The sequence below is a fragment of the Allobosea sp. 05T438 genome, from assembly GCF_056396025.1.
Map to the genome: position 1 here is coordinate 269,824 of NZ_JBFTKQ010000003.1, position 18,516 is coordinate 288,339.

Here is an 18,516-nt window from a genome sequence, read left to right on the forward strand (position 1 = left end):
GCCATGGGATTGCCGCTGGAACCTGCGGATCTTCGGTTGCTGCTCCACGCTCTGGTTGATGGCGAACTCGATGCGGCCACGAGCTTGGCGCTGGAGCGGCGCCTGGCAGACGATCTGGCGCTGGCGGCCGAGCACGCCCGTATCGCCGCGGCGCAGGCTGCCATTCGCAGATTGCCTCGGCCCGACATCAGCGAGGCATTCCAGGCTCGCATCGCGGCGCTTGGCGTTCGTCGCGGAGAAGCGGAGCAGCCGGAAATTCCCCGCCTCGGCTCGTTCGGCTGGCGCGCCATGGCGGCGTCGATCCTCCTCGCCGCGGTTCTGGCGAGTGGGGCGACCCAATGGTGGATGACACGTGGTGCGCCCGACAGCGTTGCGGCGGCGATCGCCAGCAGTCATCGCCGCAGCCTGCTCGCCGCAAGCCCGGTGGATATCGCCTCGTCGGACCGGCACACGGTCAAGCCCTGGCTCGACGCCCGGATTGGCCTGTCGCCCGCTGCGCCGGACCTGGCGAAGGACGGCTTTTCGCTCCTGGGCGGCCGTGTCGAAGTGATCGGGGACAAGCCGGTGCCGGCTCTCGTCTACAAGCACCGTGAGCATCTGATCACCCTCGTGGCCGCGCCGCAGGACAGCGGAAGCGCAGCGATGCCGGCCGCGGCGGAGCGTTCCGCCGGCGGCTTTTCGCTGCTCCGCTGGACCGACGGCGCTTTCTCCTATTGGGCCATCTCGGATACGGATCGCGCCACGCTCGAAGACTTCGTCAGCCGCTTCCGGGCCGCGGCTGCAGCGGGCTGATGCGCGCGTCTTCGTGCCTGGAAGGCCGGCGGGGCGACTCCCTTGCAAGTTCCGGTGCGGAGGCCCACACGGCCTGCGGTTGCGCATGCCGTGCTCGTGAAGTTCGGGTCGGGCCGCGAGAACATCAGGCGTAGTAGTCGGCGGCAATCGTCTCGTCGGCAGGGACTGAATGTGCCCTCAACGCCCGGAAGACCAAGGTCAACACGACGGCGATGGCGAGGTTGAGCACGAGCGTGTAGACGGCGGTATAGCCTGGGAAGACATGGCCGCCGAAGCTGAGTGGATAGGTGGGCGTGAGATTGGACGCGATGGCCATCAGCGTCCCCGCGACGATCCCGGCGAGCCAGCCGATCAGCAGGGCCCAGGAGTCGAACCAGCGCGTGTAGACGCCGAGCATCACCGCCGGCAGCGTCTGGATGATCCAGATGCCGCCGAGCAGCTGCAACTGGATGGCGTATTGCGTCGGCACGAACAGGATGAAGATGAGCGCGCCGAGCTTGACGATCAGCGAGACCCATTTCGCCATCTGCGCTTCCTGCCGATCGGTGGGGTTCTGGTTGATGAATTCCCGGTGGATGTTGCGGGTGTAGAGGTTGGCGGCGGCGATTGACATGATCGCCGCCGGAACCAGTGCCCCGATGCCGACGGCGGCGAAGGCGACGCCGACGAACCAGGACGGGAAGCTGTGCAGGAATAGCGCGGGCACCGCGAAATTATTGCCGAACTCGGCAAACCCCGCCGCATATTCCGGCATGGTGCGGACGCCGGCGGCGATCGCGAAGAAGCCGAACAGCGCCAAAAGACCCAGCAGGAAGGAGTAGGCAGGCAGCATGGCCGCGTTGCGCCGGACGGCCTGGCCACTGCTGGCGCTGAGGATGCCGGTCATGGAATGCGGGTAAAGGAACAGCGCGAGAGCTGATCCGAGGGCGAGCGTCGCGTAAGTGCTGTAGGCACCTGTCGTGCCCGGAGCCGGCGTCTCGAGCAGGATCTTCGCGTCCGGCACGGCGGAAAAGATCTTGGCAAAGCCGCCGAGCTGGATCGGGATGGCGATGATCGCGGTGAAGGCGGTGACATAGATCAGGATGTCCTTGACGATCGCGATCGAGGCCGGCGCGCGCAGGCCGCTCGAATAGGTGAAGGCCGCCAGGATGAGGAAGGCGATGATCAGCGGCAGGTCCGCGGCAAGGCCGGTGCCGGAAATGCCGAGCGCGCCGATCACCACCTGGATGCCGACGAGCTGCAGCGCGATATAGGGCATGGTCGCGACGATGCCGGTGATGGTCACGGCGAGTGCCAGCCAGCGGTTGCCGAAGCGGCCACGGACGAAGTCGCCGGCGGTGATGTAGCCGTGCCTGTGGCAGACGTGCCAGAGCCTGGGAAAAACGAGGAACAGGATCGGATAGATGACGATCGTGTAGGGTACGGCGAAGAATGCCACCGCGCCGGCACCGAAGGCGAGGGCCGGCACGGCGATGAAGGTATAGGCGGTATAAAGGTCGCCGCCGATCAGGAACCAGGTGACCCAGGTGCCGAATCTGCGGCCGCCAAGGCCCCATTCGTGCAAGAGATCGAGATCTCCCTTGCGCCAGTTGGCGGCGGCGAAGCCAAGCCATGTAATGAAGCCGAACAATGCCACGAACACGATGGTGGCGGTCCAGTTCACGTTCTGCATGACACGCTCCCCGAACTCGTCGTCCTCAGGCGCAAGGTCTGGTGAGGCGAGCTAATCCTTTGCCGCAAAGTAGACGATGGCGGTGAGGGCGGCCCCGATCAGCACCCAGAGCATCTGGTACCAATAGAAGAACGGTATGCCCGCCCAGGCGGGCTCAGCCCGGTTGTAGAAGGGCGGCCAGAGGACCGCGACGAACTGGATGACGAAGAGCAGGTACCACCAGCTCCATCTTCCCCGTCTTTCTCCGGTGCCGTTCATTCCKAGCCCTCCCGACATCGCGCCTTTGGGTCAGAATGAAAATTATGCTCCTCTTGGGCGGGGCCTGGCAATGGCTTTCCGAATACGTACCACTGCGAAGGCCGATACTTGTGTGTTTCGGAATTGGCCAGTGTCCGAGCAACGAGTGTTTTGCGATCACGGTTGCGTCATTTGACGAACCAGCGCGAGGCGTCTCACCTTTCTCCATGGGATGCCGGAATGCGAAGCCGGATCGCGGGATATCGCCGGCAGGGGCGGGCCCGTTGACGAGAAAGCCGTGCGGGCCGAAACGTCAGGATCGAGGTCACCGATGGCACGACATCAACCGAGCAAGCCACTCCTCCTGTCCCGTGCCGAGCGCTACGCCGCCGGCAAGGCCCTGCGCAGCAAGGTTCCGCGCGAGAGCCATGCTCAATGGTCGCTTCGCGACGGCGGCGACGCGGTCTCCATTCTCGCCGAGACCGATGGCAGCCGCATTCCGGAGCTTCTGCCCATTCGCTACGAGCGCATGATGCAGAATCCATTCGCCTTTCTGCGCGGTGCGGCGGCCGTGATGGCGGCGGATCTTGCAGATCTCCCATCGGCCGGTCTGGACGTGCAGGCCTGCGGCGACTGCCATCTGATGAACTTCGGCGTCTTCGCCACCCCCGAGGAGAATATCCTCTTCGACATCAACGACTTCGACGAAACGCTGCCGGGCATCGACTTCTCCGTCGACCTCAAGCGCCTGGCCGCGAGTATCGCCGTAGCGGCGCTCGACGCCGGATTTTCCAAGAAGGCCGCCCGTCTCACTGTCACCGCGACGGTCGCGGCCTACCGCCGCCGGCTGCGCAGGCTTGCCAAGCTCGCTCCGATAGAGGCTTGGCAGGCGCGCACGGAACTCGGGCAGGAACTGGCGCGGATCGATGATCCGGCGCTGCGCCGGCATGTGCAGGGCCTCCTCGCCAAAGCGCGGAACAACCCGCAGCAGGATGACAACTTTCCCCATCTCGAAGCCACCGCCGACGGCTCCTGGCGCATCGAGGATCGGCCGCCCCTGATCTACCATCTTCCCGAGGAACACGACGGCACGCGAACGCTGCAGGCCGACAAGGTCTTTCGTCATTACCGCGAGACCTTGCCGCCGGAGCGCCGCGTGCTGGTTACGCGCTACGGCCTGCGGGACCTCGCCTTCAAGGTCGTCGGTGTCGGCAGCGTCGGTACCTTCTGCGTGGTGGGCCTGTTCATGACAGCGGACGATGAGCCGCTGTTCCTGCAGGTCAAGGAGGCTCAGGCGTCCGTGCTCACGCGGCTGACGAAGGGTAGGAGCCCGGCGCAGCCCCATCAGGGGCAGCGTGTGGTGGAAGGCCAGCGCATGCTGCAGGCGGCGAGTGATGTGTTCCTGGGGTGGGCGGACGACAGTGCCAGCGGGCGCCAGTTCTACGTCCGGCAACTCAAGAACCGCCGTCTGGGATCGATCGCCGAAGTGGTCGAGGGCCAAGCCCTGACGGCATATGCAGAATTGTGCGGCCGAACGCTAGCGCGCGCGCATGTCCGCTCCGGCGATGCGGCAGCCATCGCGGGCTACATGGGCGGGTCCGGGATATTCGACGAGGCCGTGACGTCCTTCGCAATGGTCTATGCGGCGCAGACCACGCAGGACCATGCGGCGCTCGTTGCCGCCAAGGGCTCCGGCAAGACGATGGAGAAACCAACGGTCAAAGCTGGACCGAAAGCTTCCGTTTCCGGTCGCGCCGGTCAGCCAACTCGCCATGCGGAGACGCGGGCATCCGGCAGGTACTGACCGAAGGAGCAGCCTCGGCCCGGGCGCGGGCGATCACTTGTTGTCGAGCGCATCGCGGGCGCCGTCCCCTAGGCCGTAAACTCATAGGTCCTTTTGGGTTTTAGGCTGTTGCGTGATTCAAGGCTTCCGATGGGGGCTTGATGACGCGCCGTCGCTACGAACTCGCCGACCACGAATGGTCGATCCTGTCGCCGCTGTTGCCCAACGAGCCGCGCGGGCAGTGGCCCCTTTGCGCCCTTTACCGAACTGGGAGAGTTGAGCGCGGCCAAAAAGGCCAATCGCAGCTAAAGCGCACAGCGCCGACTATGCGGGTCGGGCTTTTGCCGTGGCCATTGTTACGAAATGTGTCGAGGACGACACCTCCCGGCCAGCGCTCAGCGCGAAACGGCCCCTGCGACGATGCCGCGTCATCCATTTGGCTGACGTCTATCCGAGACGCCCCTGATCAGGTTCAACCTCCTGGCGGGGGCTATCCCATGAGCAGCGGTGTTCCTCCTCAAAAGCTGGTCACTCTCGTTGGCCCCTCAGTGGGGTTGAACGGGGAGGGAGTGCTGTTCCGCACGAGCCTGACCCGGAATCCATACATCCGGAACGGCGCCAGCAACGAGGATATGGTGGGCATGGTGAAGGAGGGCGACAAACACGTCGTCTTCAACTGCCACGGCTTCTCTGCAAAGCCACCCTACAAGGCCTACCTCGCGATCGGGCAGATGCTCTTCGAGGACAACGTGGAGGTCTGCTTCCCCTGGATGCGGATCAACAGCCTCAGAGTGATCTGGCTTTCTGCCTGCAACATCGGAGGCAGCGGCCTGGGTTTCTGCAAGAAGCTCGCGAAGACCACCGGCTGCTACGTGGTCACGAACACGGGGCCGGCGCTCGATCGCTCACTGAAGCCGAACACGATCGAAGACAACTACGCCGCCATGCCTCAGTACGTGAAACCGGACGGCGGTATGATCAGCCGGGCCGATTTCAAGGCATTGGGCGGAAAGTACGGCTTCACGATTCCGGGGTGACTACGGCATTCAGAGCTCGCGGCCGCGAAATGCTGGCCACAGAGGCGCCACCCAACGTTCAGGATGGCGCCCAGCCGCGTCGAGCTTAGGCCTTCTTGCACTCGTCGCGGAACTGCTTTCGGGCCTTCCCGTGAAGGCCCTTCTGATCCGCTTGATCAGAGCAGGCCTTCGACTTGGCGGTCCTTTGACCGGAGGTCGTCGTCGCCTTCTTGGCGGGCGCTGCCGGCGCAGGGGCCGTCATCGCTGGCTTTGTATCGGGGGTCATCTGCACGGGTGTTTGCGCAAAGCCGTAACCCGTCATCATCGCGAGCGCGGCAACCGGCAGCAGATAGCGCGAGAGGTTCATGGCATCGTCCGTCATTAACCCGGATGGTCGGTTCCTGGCAGTCGCCGGGTCGGCTGTCGGATGGCGAATGATCGCGCGGACTGACTTGAACGGGTACTGAACAGCTCGCCGGCAAAGATTCAGACCCGCTAGCGGGTGCTGCCTTTCGGTCCGACGCGGATCGTGTTGAGTTGCTGCGATGACAGGGTCATATCGATCACCTGTTCCTTTGGCGCTTCAGCAGCTGGCGAGAACTCGGTCCGGAGCACGCCTAGGTCAACAACAGGTTGCCCCGGCAGTTCACACGCAGGCCCAACTCGGTTGGGCTCGGCCGCGGCCAAGGTGGGAAGCGCGGCAACGGCGAAACCTGCGACTATCGCAGCTTTGATCATGGCGCCCTCCTTGGCAGGTTGATGTGGTGGATCAACCCGGCCCTGGAGCACTATGTTCCTGCCCGCCAGGGAGGCTGGCTTCGGAGTTCGACGAGAACTCCGCTATCCCTGTAAGCGTTCTGTAAGCCGGCCTGACTACACCTTGCTCAACGAAACAACGGGCCTAGCCCGATGAGCAGGAGCGCAACGATGAACGCCAACCGAGACAATGTCGCTCTGGACGACGAGACGCTGGACAGCGTGAACGGCGCGGGCCTGAAGGATGCCCTGGGGCGCATCGGAGAGTCGGTGAAGACCGATTTGGACAAGGGTATTGAAATCGGCAGCTACGGCGGAAAGCTCGGCCTCGGCGTCGGCGCCTCTGTCGGAGCCACCATCGGTTTGGTGAAGGGCATCAAGAACGAGATCTTCTGAGGCTATTCCGCCGCGGCTGAAGGTGAGGCCGAACATCGGCCTACCATTTTCAGAGTTCGAAGAGGCCGCTTGCGAGGATCGGCCTCCCCGGAAGGATGGCCGCCAGGCCTCCTCGATCGTTTCGGACCGCTTCGCGGGTAACCGCAAGGCCCGGAGTATCGATGCGGGCTGGGGCCGCCGCATGGTCCGGTGCCGATTTCAAAGTTCGACGCGGCGAGGGGGCGACATTCCCGCGCGGCCTCGTGGTAGCTGGCGCGCGGCTGGTTGACCGCTTCGACGGCTCGGGGCAATGACACCTGAAGTTCAGGAGCCATTATGCCTCCCTTTTCGCTCGCCATATTCGATTACGATGGAACACTGGCGGACAGCTTCCCGTGGTTCTGCTCGGCACTCAATCAGACTGCCCGGCGGTTTGGATTTCGCGAGGTCGCAGAGCATGAGATCGAAGAACTTCGGGGGTTAGCTACGCGAGAAATCGTGGCGCGACTTCAGGTTCCCCTTTGGAGAATGCCTTCGATAGCCGTGCACATGCGCAAGCTGAGCGCAGACAGCCGCGATGAGGTGCGGCTATTTCCCGGCGTCGAGAACATGCTGGCCAGCTTGGCCGCATCCAATATTCAGGTCGCCATAGTGAGCTCGAATGGCGAGGAAGCAATTCGAGAGAAGCTCGGCTCTGCAGCTGTCCACGTTAGCCATTTCAATTGTGGAGCATCCCTCTGGGGCAAGGCCGCCAAATTTCAGGCTGTCATCAAACGCAGCGGGGCCAGTAAGCAAAGTTCCATCGCCGTGGGCGACGAAGTTCGTGACATCGAAGCTGCCCGAAGCGTTGGAATCGCCGCTGGCGCAGTGACTTTCGGCTACAATGCTGCTTCCGCGTTGCGGGCAGCGAAGCCGGACATGACGTTTGATAGCATCGGCGAACTGTCGGCTAGGTTGACGCACGCCTGAGGGATGCGTGGATTGACTGACCGCACGCCCATCGACTCGACTGGGGAGCCGTAGAGCGGGCCGCTGCATTGGTGTCGCAATGTCAGGGCGGCGAGGCTAGGCTCATGGCCTTCCGATTAGACTGATAGCCGGAATTCGCCATCCAATGGCGGCGTAGGTCTGGGCTGCATTATGGCTTGGCCGGTTCCGAAGTTCGAAGAATCTCACCAGTTTCGCCGCGACAAGGACCGGGCGATGTACCCGAGCCCGAAGCCCATCATGGCAACCGCGAGCCCGGAACAGACCAGTCCAGCCGGCGTGATACGCAACTTGCCCTGCAGCGTGATGTGATTGCCAACGCGCAGGTCGAACACCGATCGGATTTCCTCCGGGTGCGCTGGCGCCGCGTCGAAGATTGCAGGCTCTGCCTTTACATCGGTCATCGGGCGGCCTCACGTGACTGGGCCCTGAAGTAGAGCCAGGGCAGCAGGAAGATGCTCACAATCGTAGAGACTAGCAGCAAGCCGAAATTATTGACTGCCAGGTTGCCGGCGGCGGCATCGTAGACGTGATTGATCGCGACACCGATGAAGAAGACCACTGCGTAGAGAATAATCGCACCTTTGAACTGAACCGGTCGCCAGAAGGCAACGATTGCGGTGATCCCCATGGCGATGTCGGCAATGCCAATCTCGGTCTCGAACGGGCTGGGGCTCCACCCGATCGACTTCGAGGCGATTGCCGGGAAGAAGACGTGAAATATCCCGGACCAGATGCTGCCAATGCCCAGGAAAAGCAGAAGCAGCCAATCCAGCAGCCGCTCCTCGTACGGTGCCGGTCTCTTGGAGACGGCGGCCGCGACGAATGCCGCTGGGAACATCAGCACCGTCAGATTGCCAAGCACGAACCGGATCAGCGTTTCCATAGTGCCCCCCGCGCATTTTGCCGGAGCTTAAACGCTGCGTGAGCGGAAACCCACTGACCGGGAAGCCGAATAGCGAGAATACCGGGCCGGCGTCCTCTCGGTCCGCGATATCGCCAACGGCGCCGGCATCTCCAATGTCGCCGTCATCAAGCGCGCGAAGCGTTGCGGTTGGACCCAGGACATCGCCCGCAGGGTCAAGGAAGAGAGCGCCAAGCGGCTGGTTACCGCTGCGGTTACCAGTTCGGTTATCTGCGATCAGGCAAGGCTCCGATGTTCGGCTCGTCGCTGACCAGTCAGGTCAAGAGCATCGAGGGCATCCTCGACGGCCTCGGGGACGCCGGCGATGGCCGCGACAAGACGCTGGCCTATGGCCTCGCGACGGCGCGGCGGGTGGTTTGTGCCGGCATGGTCCCGGTGCGCGAGGGCTTGGAGCAGACTGGCGAGGAGCATCGCGCCTGCGTCGCGAAGCACTATCCGAATAAGGGCCGCAGCAAGCCGGCTGAGGCGATCAAGCGCCTGCTGGCCGAGCGCCTGCCCATCAGCTCGCCCGGTATGGAAGTGCGCGGACAGGCGCCCGATACCCACGAGGTCATCATCTTCTCGGCGGGCAGACAGAGCGTCTTCGGGCGCTGCCGGGGGCTCGCACTCCTTCCCCACTTGCACGATGGATCTCCAGCGTCTCGACGGAACGCCAAGCGAGCGGAAGCGCGCGATTCCACAAGCGAAAGATGCCCGGCCGGGACCGGGCATTGATCCACCCCCGTTGAATTGGATCGATTTTCGGTCATGCGGATACGGGAGCTCTGGAAGTCTGCTTTCGAGCGGGGGGCCCAGATCCCGCTATTGGCGCAGACCAGTACCGAAGCGACAGATGACTTCTAATGATGCCCGAGCTAGCCGATCTCGATCCTCTGCCTCTTGCGCAAAGCCTGGTACAGCGAAGCGCCCTTGACGGCCAGGAGCAGCACGAACGTCAGGATCATGATGATGAAGGCCGCTGCTGCGATTGCAGGGCTGATGTTCTCACGCAAAGACGAAAACATCTGGCGGGCGAGCGTCGTCTGGTTGGGGCCGGCGACGAAGAGCGTGATCACCACCTCGTCGAGCGAGGTCGCGAAGGCGAAGACCGCGCCGGTCAAAATGCCCGGCATGGCCAGCGGCAGCGTCACGCTCTGGAAGACCTTGACCGGGGAGGCTCCGAGACTGGACGCGGCACGCTCCAGCGCCGGATCGATGCTGGCGAGCGAACTCGCGACGTTGACGAGCACGAAGGGCACGCACAGCACGGCATGCGCGATGATGACGCCGAGATAGCTCGAAGCCAGTCCCATGCGAGCGTAGAGGATCTGCATGCCGACGCCGAGCACGACCGCCGGCACCACCATCGGCAACAGGAACACAGAACGCAGCAGCCCGGAGAACGGCACGAGTTCGCGCCTGAGGCCCAGCGCCGCCAGCGTCCCGACCACTGTGGCGACGATGGTCGCGCCTGTGCCGATGATCAGCGAATTGACGATCGCACGCGTCCAGGCCTGGCTTTCCGCGAGCGCGCCGAACCAGCGCATCGAAGGGCCGCTGATCGGATAGACGAGGAAGACGCTGTCGGTGAAGGCGAGCGGCAGGATCGCGACGAGCGGCAGTAGCAGGAAGGCGACGGCCAGTGCCGCGAAGGCGAGCCGCAGCGCGTTGAAGGCGGCGCCGCCGGGGCGGACCGAAACGCCGCTCATGTCTGCACCAGCGGCGTGCGCGAGAGCCGGCTGTAGGCGATGTAGAGCACCGTCGTGGGCACCAGCAGGAACAGGCCGAGTGCGCCCGCCATGCCCCAGTTCGCCGTTCCGGTGGCGTAGAAGGCGATGACCGAGCTGATCATCTGGTCGCCGGCGCCACCGGTGAGCGCCGGCGTGATGTAGTAGCCGAGCGCCACCATGAAAACGAGCAGCGAGCCCGAGAGCAGTCCGGGCATGGCGAGCGGCAGCAGGACGTACCGGAAGGCCTGCAATGGCGCGGCGCCCAGCGCCGCAGCGGCCGGCATCAGGTTGCGCGGGATCGCGATCAGGCTGGCATAGATCGGCAGCACCATCAGCGGCAGCAGCACATGCGTCATGGCGATCAGCACGCCGGTGCGGTTGTAGATGAGCGAAAGCGGCGAATCGATCAGCCCGATCGCGCGCAGCGTCTGGTTGATGAGCCCGTTGTCCTGCAGCAGGATCAGCCATGCAGCCGTTCGCACCAGCAGCGATGTCCATAGCGGCAGCAGCACGGCGATTAGAAGCGCATTGCGCTTCCAGCCGCTGACGCTCGCCGCCAGCATCGCGAAAGGCAAGCCGATCGCTGCGCAAAGGAGTGTGACCTGCGCCGCGATCACGAAGGTGCGCAGCATGATCGCGCGGTTGACGGCGAAGTCGGCTTCGACGGCCTCGATCCGCGCGTCGTCATTGCGCTTGAGGTCGACCGCCGCCAGCAGATTGGCGTCCGTATAGGCCGGCATGCTGCGCTTCAGCGCCAGCCAGTAGGCTTGGTCGCTCCAGCGCGGATCGACGGCGGCGAGATCGACCACGTCAGCCTCACCGGCCTCACGCACGGCGCGCGCCGTACGGGGCAGCAGCGTGCGGAAGCCGGCCTGCTGGCTGTTGAGCGTGCGCACCGCATCGCCGAAGCGCTCCTGCGGCGTATCGGCCCGCAGATCCCGGATGAGCGCCGCCTGCAACGGCGCGGACGGCGGGCTGTTGCCATCCCAGCTCGTGATCGCGGTCGCCGTCTGCGGAAAGGCGAGGCGCACCGTGCCGCCCTGCACCGCGGTCGAAATCATCATCCACAGCGGCCAGAGAAAGAACAGGCCGAGGAAGACCACCATCGGCGTCACGAGGAGGAAGGCTTTGAGGCGTGCGCTCATGGCGCCACCAGCGAGCAGTCGCCGGGCGCGAAGCTGGCGAAGGCCTTGCTGCCGATCGGCGGTGCCGCATCGCGGCGCCCGGCCCTGGCGACGAGGCGGTTCTCGCCGTAGGCGAGGTGCAGGCGGATGTGATCGCCATGATAGACATGGTCCTCGATGGTCACCGGCAATGCGTTCGCCGCAGCATCCGGCACGAGATGCAGCATTTCAGGACGAACCGAGACCATGACGTCATGGCCGGCTTCGAAAGCTCCGGCCCTGTCGCAGGTCACGCTCCCACCGGCCGCGAGCGCGACCGTCCCGGCTTCGCCCTGACGCTGGGACACTCGTCCCGCAAGCAGATTGGTCTCGCCGATGAACTCGGCGACGAAGCGTGTGCGCGGCCTGTCGTAGAGGCCCGAGGGCGTATCGAACTGCTCGATCTTGCCGCGGTTCAGCACGGCGACACGATCGGACATGGTCAGCGCCTCGCCCTGATCATGCGTGACGAAGATCACCGTCAGACCGAGGTCGCGATGCAGTGCGCGGATCTCGAGCTGCATATGCTCGCGCAATTGCTTGTCGAGCGCGCTCAGCGGCTCGTCCATCAGCACGACCTTGGGCTCGTAGACGAGGGCGCGGGAGAGCGCGATGCGCTGCTGCTGGCCGCCGGAGAGCTGCGAAGGCTTGCGGTCGGCGAGATGGCCGAGGCGCACGAGGTCGAGCGCGCGCTTCACCCGCGTCTCGCGTTCCGCCCGGGCGACGCCGCGCATCTTGAGCGGAAAGCCGACATTCTCGGCGATCGTCATATGGGGGAAGAGAGCGTAGTTCTGGAAGACCACGCCCATCTCGCGCTTGTGCGGCGGCAGATGCTCGACGCGCCGCCCGTCGACATGGATGCTCCCGCCGGACGGCGTCTCGAAGCCGGCAAGCATCATCAGGAGGGTCGTCTTGCCCGAGCCCGAAGGGCCGAGGAGGCTGACGAACTCTCCCCGCGCGACATGGAAGTCAAGCGAGTCGACCACAGTTACCGCGCCGAATACCTTGCTGATGGCCGCGAAATGAATGAACGGATCCGGAGCTCGCAAAGATCAATCTTCCCGTGACGAATAAGGCGCTGCCGTTGCGGCCGCGGCGAGGAACGTGAGGGAATGGCCGCGCCACCCCGGCCGGCCGGAACGGCCCCGGGCACGCTCTGGCGCACCCGGGGCTTCGCTGCATGAAGACCTGCGAACCGAAAGCGGCAGGTTGCCGCCCCCGTCGCCGAGCTATTTGCCGACCCAGGCGTTGAAACGCTTGGTCAGGTCCTCGATGTTGTCGTTCCAGTAATCGACGTCGATCGCGATCGCGTTCTCGAGATTCTGCGGCGCGGTTGGCAGATCCACGGCGAGATCGGCTGGAACGGCGGCCGCGGCGGCCTTGTTAGGCAGGCCATAGGCGATGTCCTGCGGCAGCTTCGACTGGTTCTCCGGCAGGCTGGCGAAAGCGATGAAGTCCATCGCTTGGTCCTTGTTGGGGCTGCCCTTCAGGATCACCCAGCTGTCGACCGCGTAGATGCTGCCCGGCCAGACGGTCTTGAACTTGGTGCCCTCGGTCTTGTTGATGCCGCTGATGCGGCCGTTATAGGCCGAAGTCATCACGACCTGTCCGGATTTCAGCAACTGCAGCGGCTGCGCGCCCGATTCCCACCAGACGATATCGGACTTGATCTCGTCGAGCTTCTTGAAGGCGCGATCCACGCCCCCCTTCTCGCGCAGCACCTTGTACACGTCCTTCGGCGCGACGCCGTCGGCGATCAGCGCGAATTCGAGCGCGTATTTCGGGCCCCGGCGAAGGGCGCGCTTGCCCGGAAACTTCTTGGTGTCCCAGAAATCGGCCCAGGAGGTCGGCGCCGTCTTCAGCTTCTCGGAATCGTAGGAGAGCAGCGTCGACCAGACGATCGCCCCGACGCCGCAGTCGCTCACCGCGCTCGGCAGGAACTTGTCCTTGCCGCCGAGCTTGTTCCAGTCGAGCTTTTCGTAAAGGCCGTCGGCGCAGCCGATGGCAAGCTCGTCGGCCTCGACCTGCACCGCGTCCCAGTTCGGCGTTCCCGCTTTCACCTTCGCCTGGACGACGCCGACGCCCCCGTCCCAGGATTCGTCGAGGACCGGCTTGCCGGTCTTGTCCGCGAAGGGCTTGAAGTAAATCTTGCGCTGCGCGTCCTGGTAGTTGCCGCCCCAGGATACGACGGTCAGGTCACGGGCGGATGCCGCGCCGAGACCGGCAATGACGAGCCCCGCCGCGAGCGCGGTGTTGCCGAGTATGGACTTCAGAAACGTCATGGATTGTCTCCCTGCTTCTGCTGCAGCGATCCGTTCCGCCCCTCGCGGACAGGATCGGTGTTGCCCTCATTGGAACCCCCTTTTTCGTGGTGCGATAGAGGGTTTCCGGAAAATCTTGTCGCCGGTCAGGCTCCGATCTCGCTCAGCAACTGCGCCGGGGCGAGCCGCAGCGCCGCTGCCCGCCTGTGTCCTTCCAGGCCCTCGCTCGCACTCTGGCGCATGGCCGGCGGAGCGACGGCCGCGACGCCGCGCTCGTCGAGCCATTGATGCGTGCAGGTCTTGAGATAGGAGCCGACCCAGAGGCCGCCGGTGTAGCGCCCGGCCGCCATGGTGGGCAGTGTGTGGTTCGTGCCGCAGCATTTGTCGGAATAGACCACGCTGGCGGCGACCCCGACGAAGATCGAGCCGTAATTGCGCAGCTTCGCGGCCGTCGCCTGCGCATCGCGCGTGTGCACTTCCAGGTGCTCGGCGGCGATATGGTCCGAGTAGGCCAGCATCGTCGCCTGGTCAGCGCAGACGACGATCTCGCCATAGTCGCGCCAGGCGGCGGCGGCCACCGGCGCGGTCGAGAGATTACCGAGCTGGCGCTCGATCTCGACTAGGACCTTCTCGGCCAGAGCGCGATCGGTGGTGATGAGGCCGACACGGGTACGAACGTCATGCTCGGCTTGCGCCAGCAGATCGACTGCGATCGTCACGGCATCGCCGGTTTCATCCGCGACGATAAAGATCTCGCTCGGTCCGGCCAACTGGTCGATCCCGACCTGGCCGAAGACCTGCCGCTTGGCCTCGTTCACATAGGCGTTTCCGGGCCCGACGATCTTGTCGACGGCCGGAATGCTCTCCGTGCCGAACGCCATCGCCGCGATCGCCTGGGCGCCGCCGATACGGAAAATCCGATCCGCCCCTGAGAGGTGACAGCCCGCGACCATTGCGGGATGGGCTCCGGGCGGCAGGCAGGCGATAACCTCGTCGCAGCCGGCGACTTTGGCCGGCACGATCGTCATGATCGGCGCCGACAGTAGCGGGTAACGCCCACCCGGCACATAGGCGCCGATGCGAGCGATCGGGATGATGCGGTGGCCCAGATGCAGCCCCGGCAGCGCTTCGATGTCGAGGGGCAGCAGGGTCCGGCGCTGCGCCTCGGCGAAGCTCCGCACCCGTTCGATCGCGAATTCGGTATCGGCGCGGGTCTGCTTCTCCAGTCCATCGAGCGCAGCGGCGCGCTCCGCCGGCGTGACCTCGAACGCCTCGATATCGACCTTGTCGAACTCGCGCGAATAGCGGCGCAAGGCGGCGTCGCCATCACACCGCACTGCCTCCAGAACGGCTTTCACGGTTGTCTCGACGGGGGTGTTGTCGCTCCAGGCGCTGCGCTGGGGTGCCTTGATGCGCGTTATCCGGCGTTCCAGGGCGGGATCGGACTTGGACATGCAGCGTGTTCCGGTGAGCAGGAGAGAGCTGCAAGCTTCAGCGGCACGCGACGACAAGGCAAGGAGGGCCGGCGGGCCTGTTGAAGATCCTCACCAATTGCGCTCACATGCAGGGCTTGGTGAAGGAGGCCTTCCATGAAAATCGGCGACCGTTTGAGGGAGCTTCGCCAGCGCCGCAAGCTCAGCGTCCGCGCCGTCGCCTTGCGCTCAGGTGTTTCCCACTCGTCCATCTCGCTGATCGAGCGGGATCTGATCAGTCCCTCGCTCGATACGCTGCATGCCGTGCTGGACGCGCTCGGAACGACCATGTCCGGCTTCTTTCTGGATTTTCATGCCGTTTCTCCGCCAAATCCTTTCTGCCGAGCTGCGGAGATGGCCGAAATCGGCCGCGCCGACGCCATCTCCTACCGCGTCATCGGGACCGGATTTCCCAACCGCTCGATGCTGATGCTGCACGAGACCTACGCTCCGGGGGCCGATACGGGCGAGGCCTTCTCCCATTCGGCTCAGGAAGGCGGCCTCGTTATCCGCGGCGCGGTCGAGGTCACGGTCGCGGGTCGAACGTCGATCTTGCAGACCGGTGATGGTTATTATTTCGACAGCCGGGAGCCGCACCGATTCCGCAATGCCGCGAACGAGCCGAGCGAGATCGTGAGCGCCATCACGCCTCCGACATATTAGCGGCCCTGACGAGGGGAAGCGCGTTGGATATGTCTGCTCTCGGGCCAAAGCTCGGTGTCTGGTTGTGCGCCCTACCGAATCCAACATGACAAAGTAAGTCCCGTTGCCACATGGTTTGGCTTCCGTCCGCAATCTTGTTGCGATTTGCCGCCGAGCTCCCGGATCTGCCGCCCGTCGGATTGGTCGCGCGATCCCCAATTAGCGGCCGAAGGACGCCTTCAGCAGGTTTCTGCCCATCAGCAAGGCGCTCAGGCTGATGGCTGCGGCCAGCATCACGTACCAGGCCGGCGCGAGGGCGCTTCCCGTCTGGGTGATCAGCCAGGTGGTTATGAACGGCGCGAAACCGCCGAAAACGGTGACTGCGAGATTGTAGGCGATGGACAGGCCGGTCGAGCGCATGGCGGGCGGGTAGAGCTCGGCCATCGCCGCCGGCGCGGGGCCGCTGAAGCCCGCGATCAGCACGGCGAATACGATCTGCGCGAGCATGAGGTTGAACGCACTGGGCTGCCCCGTCAGCCAGAAGAGCACCGGCCAGCTCAGCAGGAAGAGCCCGACCACTGAAGCCAGCATGATCGGACGCCGGCCTACCTTGTCGGACCAGGCGCCGAAGACGGGTGCCAGCACCACGATCAGGACGAGCCCGACGCTGTTGGCGAGAAGGCTCGCGCTCTGCGGCACGCCGAGCTGGCGCACCGCATAGGTCGGCATGGTGACCAGGAAGAAATAGGTGCAGACCGTCCAGGCGATGGTGATGCCGAAGCCGGTGATTACGGCGGCACGATGCTGGCCGAGCGTGTCGCGCAGCGGCGAGAAGTCGGACTCGGGCCGCGCGGCGCGCTCGCGCAGGATGGCCTTGAAGGCCTCGGTCTCGTCGACGCGCGAGCGGATGTAGAGACCGACCGGCGCGATCAAGAGCCCGATCAGGAACGGCACGCGCCAGCCCCACGCCTCAAGCTCAGCCGGCGGCAGCAAGCCGGTGAGCAGCGCGCCGGTCAGCGAGCCCAGCAGCAGAGCCCCGGCCTGGCTTGCCTGCTGCCAGCTCGCATAGAGCCCGCGGCGTTCGGGAGGAGCATGCTCGACCAGGAAGGCTGTGGCGCCGCCGATCTCGCCGCCGGCGGAGAAGCCCTGGATCAGCCGCGCGAGCACGATGATCGCCGGCGCCCAGGCGCCGGCCGTCGCGTAGGTCGGCGCGAAGCCGATCATGGCGGTGCCGAGCGCCATCAGCAGGATCGTCAGCGAGAGCGCCGCCTTGCGGCCGCGCCGGTCGGCGAGCGTCCCGAGCACGAGTGCCCCGATCGGACGCATCACGAAGCCGACGCCGAAGGTGGCGACGGTCAGCAAAAGCGAGACCGTGGCGTCACCCGCGGGAAAGAAGAGCTTGGCGAGCGTCAGCGCGAAGAAGCCGTAGACGGCGAAGTCGTACCATTCCAGCGTGTTACCGACGACGGCTGCAATCACCGCCCGTCGGCTCGAAATCGTGTCGGCCGTCCTCCCGGCCTTGGATTCGGAAATGGCATGCGTGGCGGCGAGTTCTGTCATGGTGATCCCCTCTTTGAAAACATGCCCCTGGCGTCGAGGCCCCGGGCTTTCAGGCGTGCTGGCGTCGGGCCCAGCCGGTGAGACGGGCGAGAAAGGCGTCGGCGGCATCGAGCTCGGCGCGCGCGATCCATTCGTCGGGCTGATGAGCCTGCCCGATCGAGCCCGGCCCGCAGACGACGGCGGGAATGCCCGCCCCCTGGAAGAAGCCGGCCTCCGTGCCGAAAGCCATCGGGAAGGGCGGAGCGATGCCGCCGAGCGCAGCCACGACGGCGAGCGCACCTTCGTCGCCTCCCGCGCATAGCGGCGGGACATGGATGTCCCGCCGCATCGACAGGCGGACATCGTCCGGCATCGCGCGCGCAAGATAGGAGCGGGCGAGCGCCTCGATCTCGGTGGCGTCGCTGGCCGTTACCGGCCTGAATTCCCAGAGCACCTCGCAGAGGGCCGGCACGATATTGATCGCGGTTCCGCCCTCGATCTGGCCGATATTGACCGTGGTCGCGTCGGCTCCCACGCCCGTGCGGTGCCCGATGGTCTTCAGGAAGCCGACGAAATCGGCAGCCGGATAGATCGCGCTCGCGCCGGCGCCGGGGTCGCTCGAATGCGCGGCCTTGCCCTCGAAGCGGGTGCGAAAGCCGAGGAAGCCGCGATGGCTGTCGCCGATCCGCATGCCGGTCGGCTCGCCGATGATCGCGAGCTCCGGCTTCTCCTCATGGGCCAGCAGGTCGTTGATGAGGCGCGCCACCCCGAGGCAGCCGACCTCCTCGTCATAGGACAGAGCCAGATGGACAGGCCGGGCGAGACCGGCGCCGGCAAAGCCCTCGGCCGCCGAAAGACAGGCCGCGACGAAGCCTTTCATGTCGGCAGCGCCGCGGCCATGCAGCTTGCCGTCGCGCTCGGTCAGGCGAAACGGATCGGACGTCCAGTCCTGGTCGGCGACCGGGACGACGTCGGTGTGCCCGGACAGGACGACGCCGCCCGGCGCGCGCGGCCCGAAGCTGGCGAGGAGGTTCGCCTTGGCGCGGGCGTCGTCATAGCTCAACCGGATGCGGGCACCGAGGCTGTCGAGCCGGTCGGCCACACGGCCGATGAGAGCCAGGTTCGAGCGGCTCGACGTGGTGTCGAAGCCGACCAGTTCCTCGAGCAGGGAGACCGTCGCGCTCATC

Annotated in this window: 20 protein-coding genes and 1 pseudogene; 8 read left to right on the top strand and 13 right to left on the bottom strand. The window is 65.1% G+C overall.

The genetic code is table 11. The features are described from left to right. Positions 1-36: 36 nt before the first annotated feature. Positions 37-792, top strand: a complete 756-nt coding sequence (locus tag AC1DIN_RS09730; protein WP_476809599.1) for an anti-sigma factor family protein — start codon at positions 37-39, stop codon at positions 790-792. A gap of 124 nt (positions 793-916) precedes the next feature. Here the strand turns inward: AC1DIN_RS09730 and mctP are convergent, their stop codons facing one another. After that, complete coding sequence (gene mctP, locus AC1DIN_RS09735; RefSeq protein ID WP_476809600.1) at positions 917-2,464, bottom strand: monocarboxylate uptake permease MctP; 1,548 nt, start codon at positions 2,462-2,464, stop codon at positions 917-919. Between the two features lie 51 nt (positions 2,465-2,515). Continuing rightward, complete coding sequence (locus tag AC1DIN_RS09740) at positions 2,516-2,722, bottom strand: DUF3311 domain-containing protein (RefSeq protein ID WP_441469281.1); 207 nt, start codon at positions 2,720-2,722, stop codon at positions 2,516-2,518. 310 nt (positions 2,723-3,032) lie between these two features. On the opposite strand from AC1DIN_RS09740, the gene AC1DIN_RS09745 reads away from it, so the two are divergent. The 3 genes and pseudogenes from AC1DIN_RS09745 to AC1DIN_RS09755 all read left to right on the top strand — a co-directional run bounded on the left by AC1DIN_RS09745 (position 3,033) and on the right by AC1DIN_RS09755 (position 5,521). Continuing rightward, the gene (locus AC1DIN_RS09745) at positions 3,033-4,505 is read left to right on the top strand and encodes a DUF2252 domain-containing protein (RefSeq protein ID WP_476809601.1); all 1,473 of its coding nucleotides are present in this window, start codon (positions 3,033-3,035) and stop codon (positions 4,503-4,505) included. A gap of 140 nt (positions 4,506-4,645) precedes the next feature. Next, positions 4,646-4,723, top strand: a pseudogene (locus AC1DIN_RS09750) (IS5/IS1182 family transposase); the annotation flags it as partial. A gap of 258 nt (positions 4,724-4,981) precedes the next feature. Further along, a complete protein-coding gene (locus AC1DIN_RS09755; RefSeq protein WP_476809755.1) occupies positions 4,982-5,521 on the top strand; it encodes a hypothetical protein in 540 nt (179 codons plus the stop codon). A gap of 85 nt (positions 5,522-5,606) precedes the next feature. On the opposite strand, the gene AC1DIN_RS09760 is transcribed toward AC1DIN_RS09755, so the two are convergent. Next, positions 5,607-5,867, bottom strand: coding sequence for a PsiF family protein (locus tag AC1DIN_RS09760; protein ID WP_441469277.1), 261 nt, complete (start codon positions 5,865-5,867; stop codon positions 5,607-5,609). A gap of 128 nt (positions 5,868-5,995) precedes the next feature. Beyond that, complete coding sequence (locus AC1DIN_RS09765) at positions 5,996-6,238, bottom strand: hypothetical protein (RefSeq protein WP_476809602.1); 243 nt, start codon at positions 6,236-6,238, stop codon at positions 5,996-5,998. A 189-nt stretch (positions 6,239-6,427) separates the two neighbouring features. On the opposite strand from AC1DIN_RS09765, the gene AC1DIN_RS09770 reads away from it, so the two are divergent. Together AC1DIN_RS09770 and AC1DIN_RS09775 are read left to right on the top strand one after the other, a co-directional pair. Continuing rightward, positions 6,428-6,652 (top strand): hypothetical protein, encoded by a 225-nt coding sequence (locus AC1DIN_RS09770; RefSeq protein WP_441469275.1) that lies wholly within the window; start codon positions 6,428-6,430, stop codon positions 6,650-6,652. 315 nt (positions 6,653-6,967) lie between these two features. Continuing rightward, positions 6,968-7,600, top strand: coding sequence for an HAD hydrolase-like protein (locus tag AC1DIN_RS09775; protein WP_476809603.1), 633 nt, complete (start codon positions 6,968-6,970; stop codon positions 7,598-7,600). A gap of 203 nt (positions 7,601-7,803) precedes the next feature. Here the strand turns inward: AC1DIN_RS09775 and AC1DIN_RS09780 are convergent, their stop codons facing one another. Both AC1DIN_RS09780 and AC1DIN_RS09785 read right to left on the bottom strand, forming a co-directional pair. Then, positions 7,804-8,022 carry a hypothetical protein gene (locus AC1DIN_RS09780; RefSeq protein ID WP_441469273.1) on the bottom strand — a complete coding sequence of 73 codons (219 nt, stop codon included), beginning with the start codon at positions 8,020-8,022 and terminating at the stop codon, positions 7,804-7,806. Further along, on the bottom strand, positions 8,019-8,504 hold the full coding sequence (locus AC1DIN_RS09785) for a DUF6790 family protein (protein ID WP_441469272.1): 486 nt from the start codon (positions 8,502-8,504) through the stop codon (positions 8,019-8,021). The genes AC1DIN_RS09780 and AC1DIN_RS09785 overlap by 4 nt, the downstream gene beginning before the upstream one ends. 270 nt (positions 8,505-8,774) lie before the next feature. On the opposite strand from AC1DIN_RS09785, the gene AC1DIN_RS09790 reads away from it, so the two are divergent. Then, on the top strand, positions 8,775-9,257 hold the full coding sequence (locus tag AC1DIN_RS09790) for a hypothetical protein (RefSeq protein WP_476809604.1): 483 nt from the start codon (positions 8,775-8,777) through the stop codon (positions 9,255-9,257). 140 nt (positions 9,258-9,397) lie between these two features. Here the strand turns inward: AC1DIN_RS09790 and AC1DIN_RS09795 are convergent, their stop codons facing one another. The 5 genes from AC1DIN_RS09795 to hisD form a co-directional block, all read right to left on the bottom strand. Beyond that, entirely contained in the window at positions 9,398-10,231 is an 834-nt protein-coding gene (locus tag AC1DIN_RS09795; RefSeq protein ID WP_476809605.1) for an ABC transporter permease, read from the bottom strand. Further along, the gene (locus AC1DIN_RS09800) at positions 10,228-11,397 is read right to left on the bottom strand and encodes an ABC transporter permease (protein WP_476809606.1); all 1,170 of its coding nucleotides are present in this window, start codon (positions 11,395-11,397) and stop codon (positions 10,228-10,230) included. Before AC1DIN_RS09800 ends, AC1DIN_RS09795 begins: the two co-directional genes overlap by 4 nt. Next, the gene (locus AC1DIN_RS09805; RefSeq protein WP_441469268.1) at positions 11,394-12,464 is read right to left on the bottom strand and encodes an ABC transporter ATP-binding protein; all 1,071 of its coding nucleotides are present in this window, start codon (positions 12,462-12,464) and stop codon (positions 11,394-11,396) included. The genes AC1DIN_RS09800 and AC1DIN_RS09805 overlap by 4 nt, the downstream gene beginning before the upstream one ends. A 180-nt stretch (positions 12,465-12,644) precedes the next feature. Beyond that, positions 12,645-13,697 (bottom strand): ABC transporter substrate-binding protein, encoded by a 1,053-nt coding sequence (locus tag AC1DIN_RS09810; RefSeq protein ID WP_476809607.1) that lies wholly within the window; start codon positions 13,695-13,697, stop codon positions 12,645-12,647. Positions 13,698-13,822: 125 nt separating this feature from the next. Beyond that, the gene (gene hisD, locus AC1DIN_RS09815; RefSeq protein ID WP_476809608.1) at positions 13,823-15,130 is read right to left on the bottom strand and encodes a histidinol dehydrogenase; all 1,308 of its coding nucleotides are present in this window, start codon (positions 15,128-15,130) and stop codon (positions 13,823-13,825) included. 135 nt (positions 15,131-15,265) lie between these two features. Here hisD and AC1DIN_RS09820 point away from each other — a divergent pair, with 135 nt between their 5' ends. Continuing rightward, the gene (locus tag AC1DIN_RS09820; RefSeq protein ID WP_441469265.1) at positions 15,266-15,811 is read left to right on the top strand and encodes a cupin domain-containing protein; all 546 of its coding nucleotides are present in this window, start codon (positions 15,266-15,268) and stop codon (positions 15,809-15,811) included. Positions 15,812-16,009: 198 nt separating this feature from the next. Here the strand turns inward: AC1DIN_RS09820 and AC1DIN_RS09825 are convergent, their stop codons facing one another. Continuing rightward, positions 16,010-17,350, bottom strand: coding sequence for an MFS transporter (locus AC1DIN_RS09825; RefSeq protein ID WP_476809609.1), 1,341 nt, complete (start codon positions 17,348-17,350; stop codon positions 16,010-16,012). Between the two features lie 49 nt (positions 17,351-17,399). Then, entirely contained in the window at positions 17,400-18,515 is a 1,116-nt protein-coding gene (gene argE, locus AC1DIN_RS09830; RefSeq protein ID WP_476809610.1) for an acetylornithine deacetylase, read from the bottom strand. Position 18,516 lies beyond the last annotated feature (1 nt).

What these genes read in the sequence shown, in the direction of transcription:
- AC1DIN_RS09795 (WP_476809605.1), bottom strand. Translation starts at nt 10,231, where the DNA reads ATGAGCGGCGTTTCGGTCCGCCCCGGCGGCGCCGCCTTCAACGCGCTG.
- AC1DIN_RS09740 (WP_441469281.1), bottom strand. Translation starts at nt 2,722, where the DNA reads ATGAACGGCACCGGAGAAAGACGGGGAAGATGGAGCTGGTGGTACCTG.
- argE (WP_476809610.1), bottom strand. Translation starts at nt 18,515, where the DNA reads ATGAGCGCGACGGTCTCCCTGCTCGAGGAACTGGTCGGCTTCGACACC.
- AC1DIN_RS09775 (WP_476809603.1), top strand. Translation starts at nt 6,968, where the DNA reads ATGCCTCCCTTTTCGCTCGCCATATTCGATTACGATGGAACACTGGCG.
- AC1DIN_RS09755 (WP_476809755.1), top strand. Translation starts at nt 4,982, where the DNA reads ATGAGCAGCGGTGTTCCTCCTCAAAAGCTGGTCACTCTCGTTGGCCCC.
- AC1DIN_RS09825 (WP_476809609.1), bottom strand. Translation starts at nt 17,350, where the DNA reads ATGACAGAACTCGCCGCCACGCATGCCATTTCCGAATCCAAGGCCGGG.
- AC1DIN_RS09800 (WP_476809606.1), bottom strand. Translation starts at nt 11,397, where the DNA reads ATGAGCGCACGCCTCAAAGCCTTCCTCCTCGTGACGCCGATGGTGGTC.
- AC1DIN_RS09820 (WP_441469265.1), top strand. Translation starts at nt 15,266, where the DNA reads ATGAAAATCGGCGACCGTTTGAGGGAGCTTCGCCAGCGCCGCAAGCTC.
- mctP (WP_476809600.1), bottom strand. Translation starts at nt 2,464, where the DNA reads ATGCAGAACGTGAACTGGACCGCCACCATCGTGTTCGTGGCATTGTTC.
- AC1DIN_RS09810 (WP_476809607.1), bottom strand. Translation starts at nt 13,697, where the DNA reads ATGACGTTTCTGAAGTCCATACTCGGCAACACCGCGCTCGCGGCGGGG.
- AC1DIN_RS09760 (WP_441469277.1), bottom strand. Translation starts at nt 5,867, where the DNA reads ATGAACCTCTCGCGCTATCTGCTGCCGGTTGCCGCGCTCGCGATGATG.
- AC1DIN_RS09785 (WP_441469272.1), bottom strand. Translation starts at nt 8,504, where the DNA reads ATGGAAACGCTGATCCGGTTCGTGCTTGGCAATCTGACGGTGCTGATG.
- hisD (WP_476809608.1), bottom strand. Translation starts at nt 15,130, where the DNA reads ATGTCCAAGTCCGATCCCGCCCTGGAACGCCGGATAACGCGCATCAAG.
- AC1DIN_RS09765 (WP_476809602.1), bottom strand. Translation starts at nt 6,238, where the DNA reads ATGATCAAAGCTGCGATAGTCGCAGGTTTCGCCGTTGCCGCGCTTCCC.
- AC1DIN_RS09780 (WP_441469273.1), bottom strand. Translation starts at nt 8,022, where the DNA reads ATGACCGATGTAAAGGCAGAGCCTGCAATCTTCGACGCGGCGCCAGCG.
- AC1DIN_RS09745 (WP_476809601.1), top strand. Translation starts at nt 3,033, where the DNA reads ATGGCACGACATCAACCGAGCAAGCCACTCCTCCTGTCCCGTGCCGAG.
- AC1DIN_RS09790 (WP_476809604.1), top strand. Translation starts at nt 8,775, where the DNA reads ATGTTCGGCTCGTCGCTGACCAGTCAGGTCAAGAGCATCGAGGGCATC.
- AC1DIN_RS09770 (WP_441469275.1), top strand. Translation starts at nt 6,428, where the DNA reads ATGAACGCCAACCGAGACAATGTCGCTCTGGACGACGAGACGCTGGAC.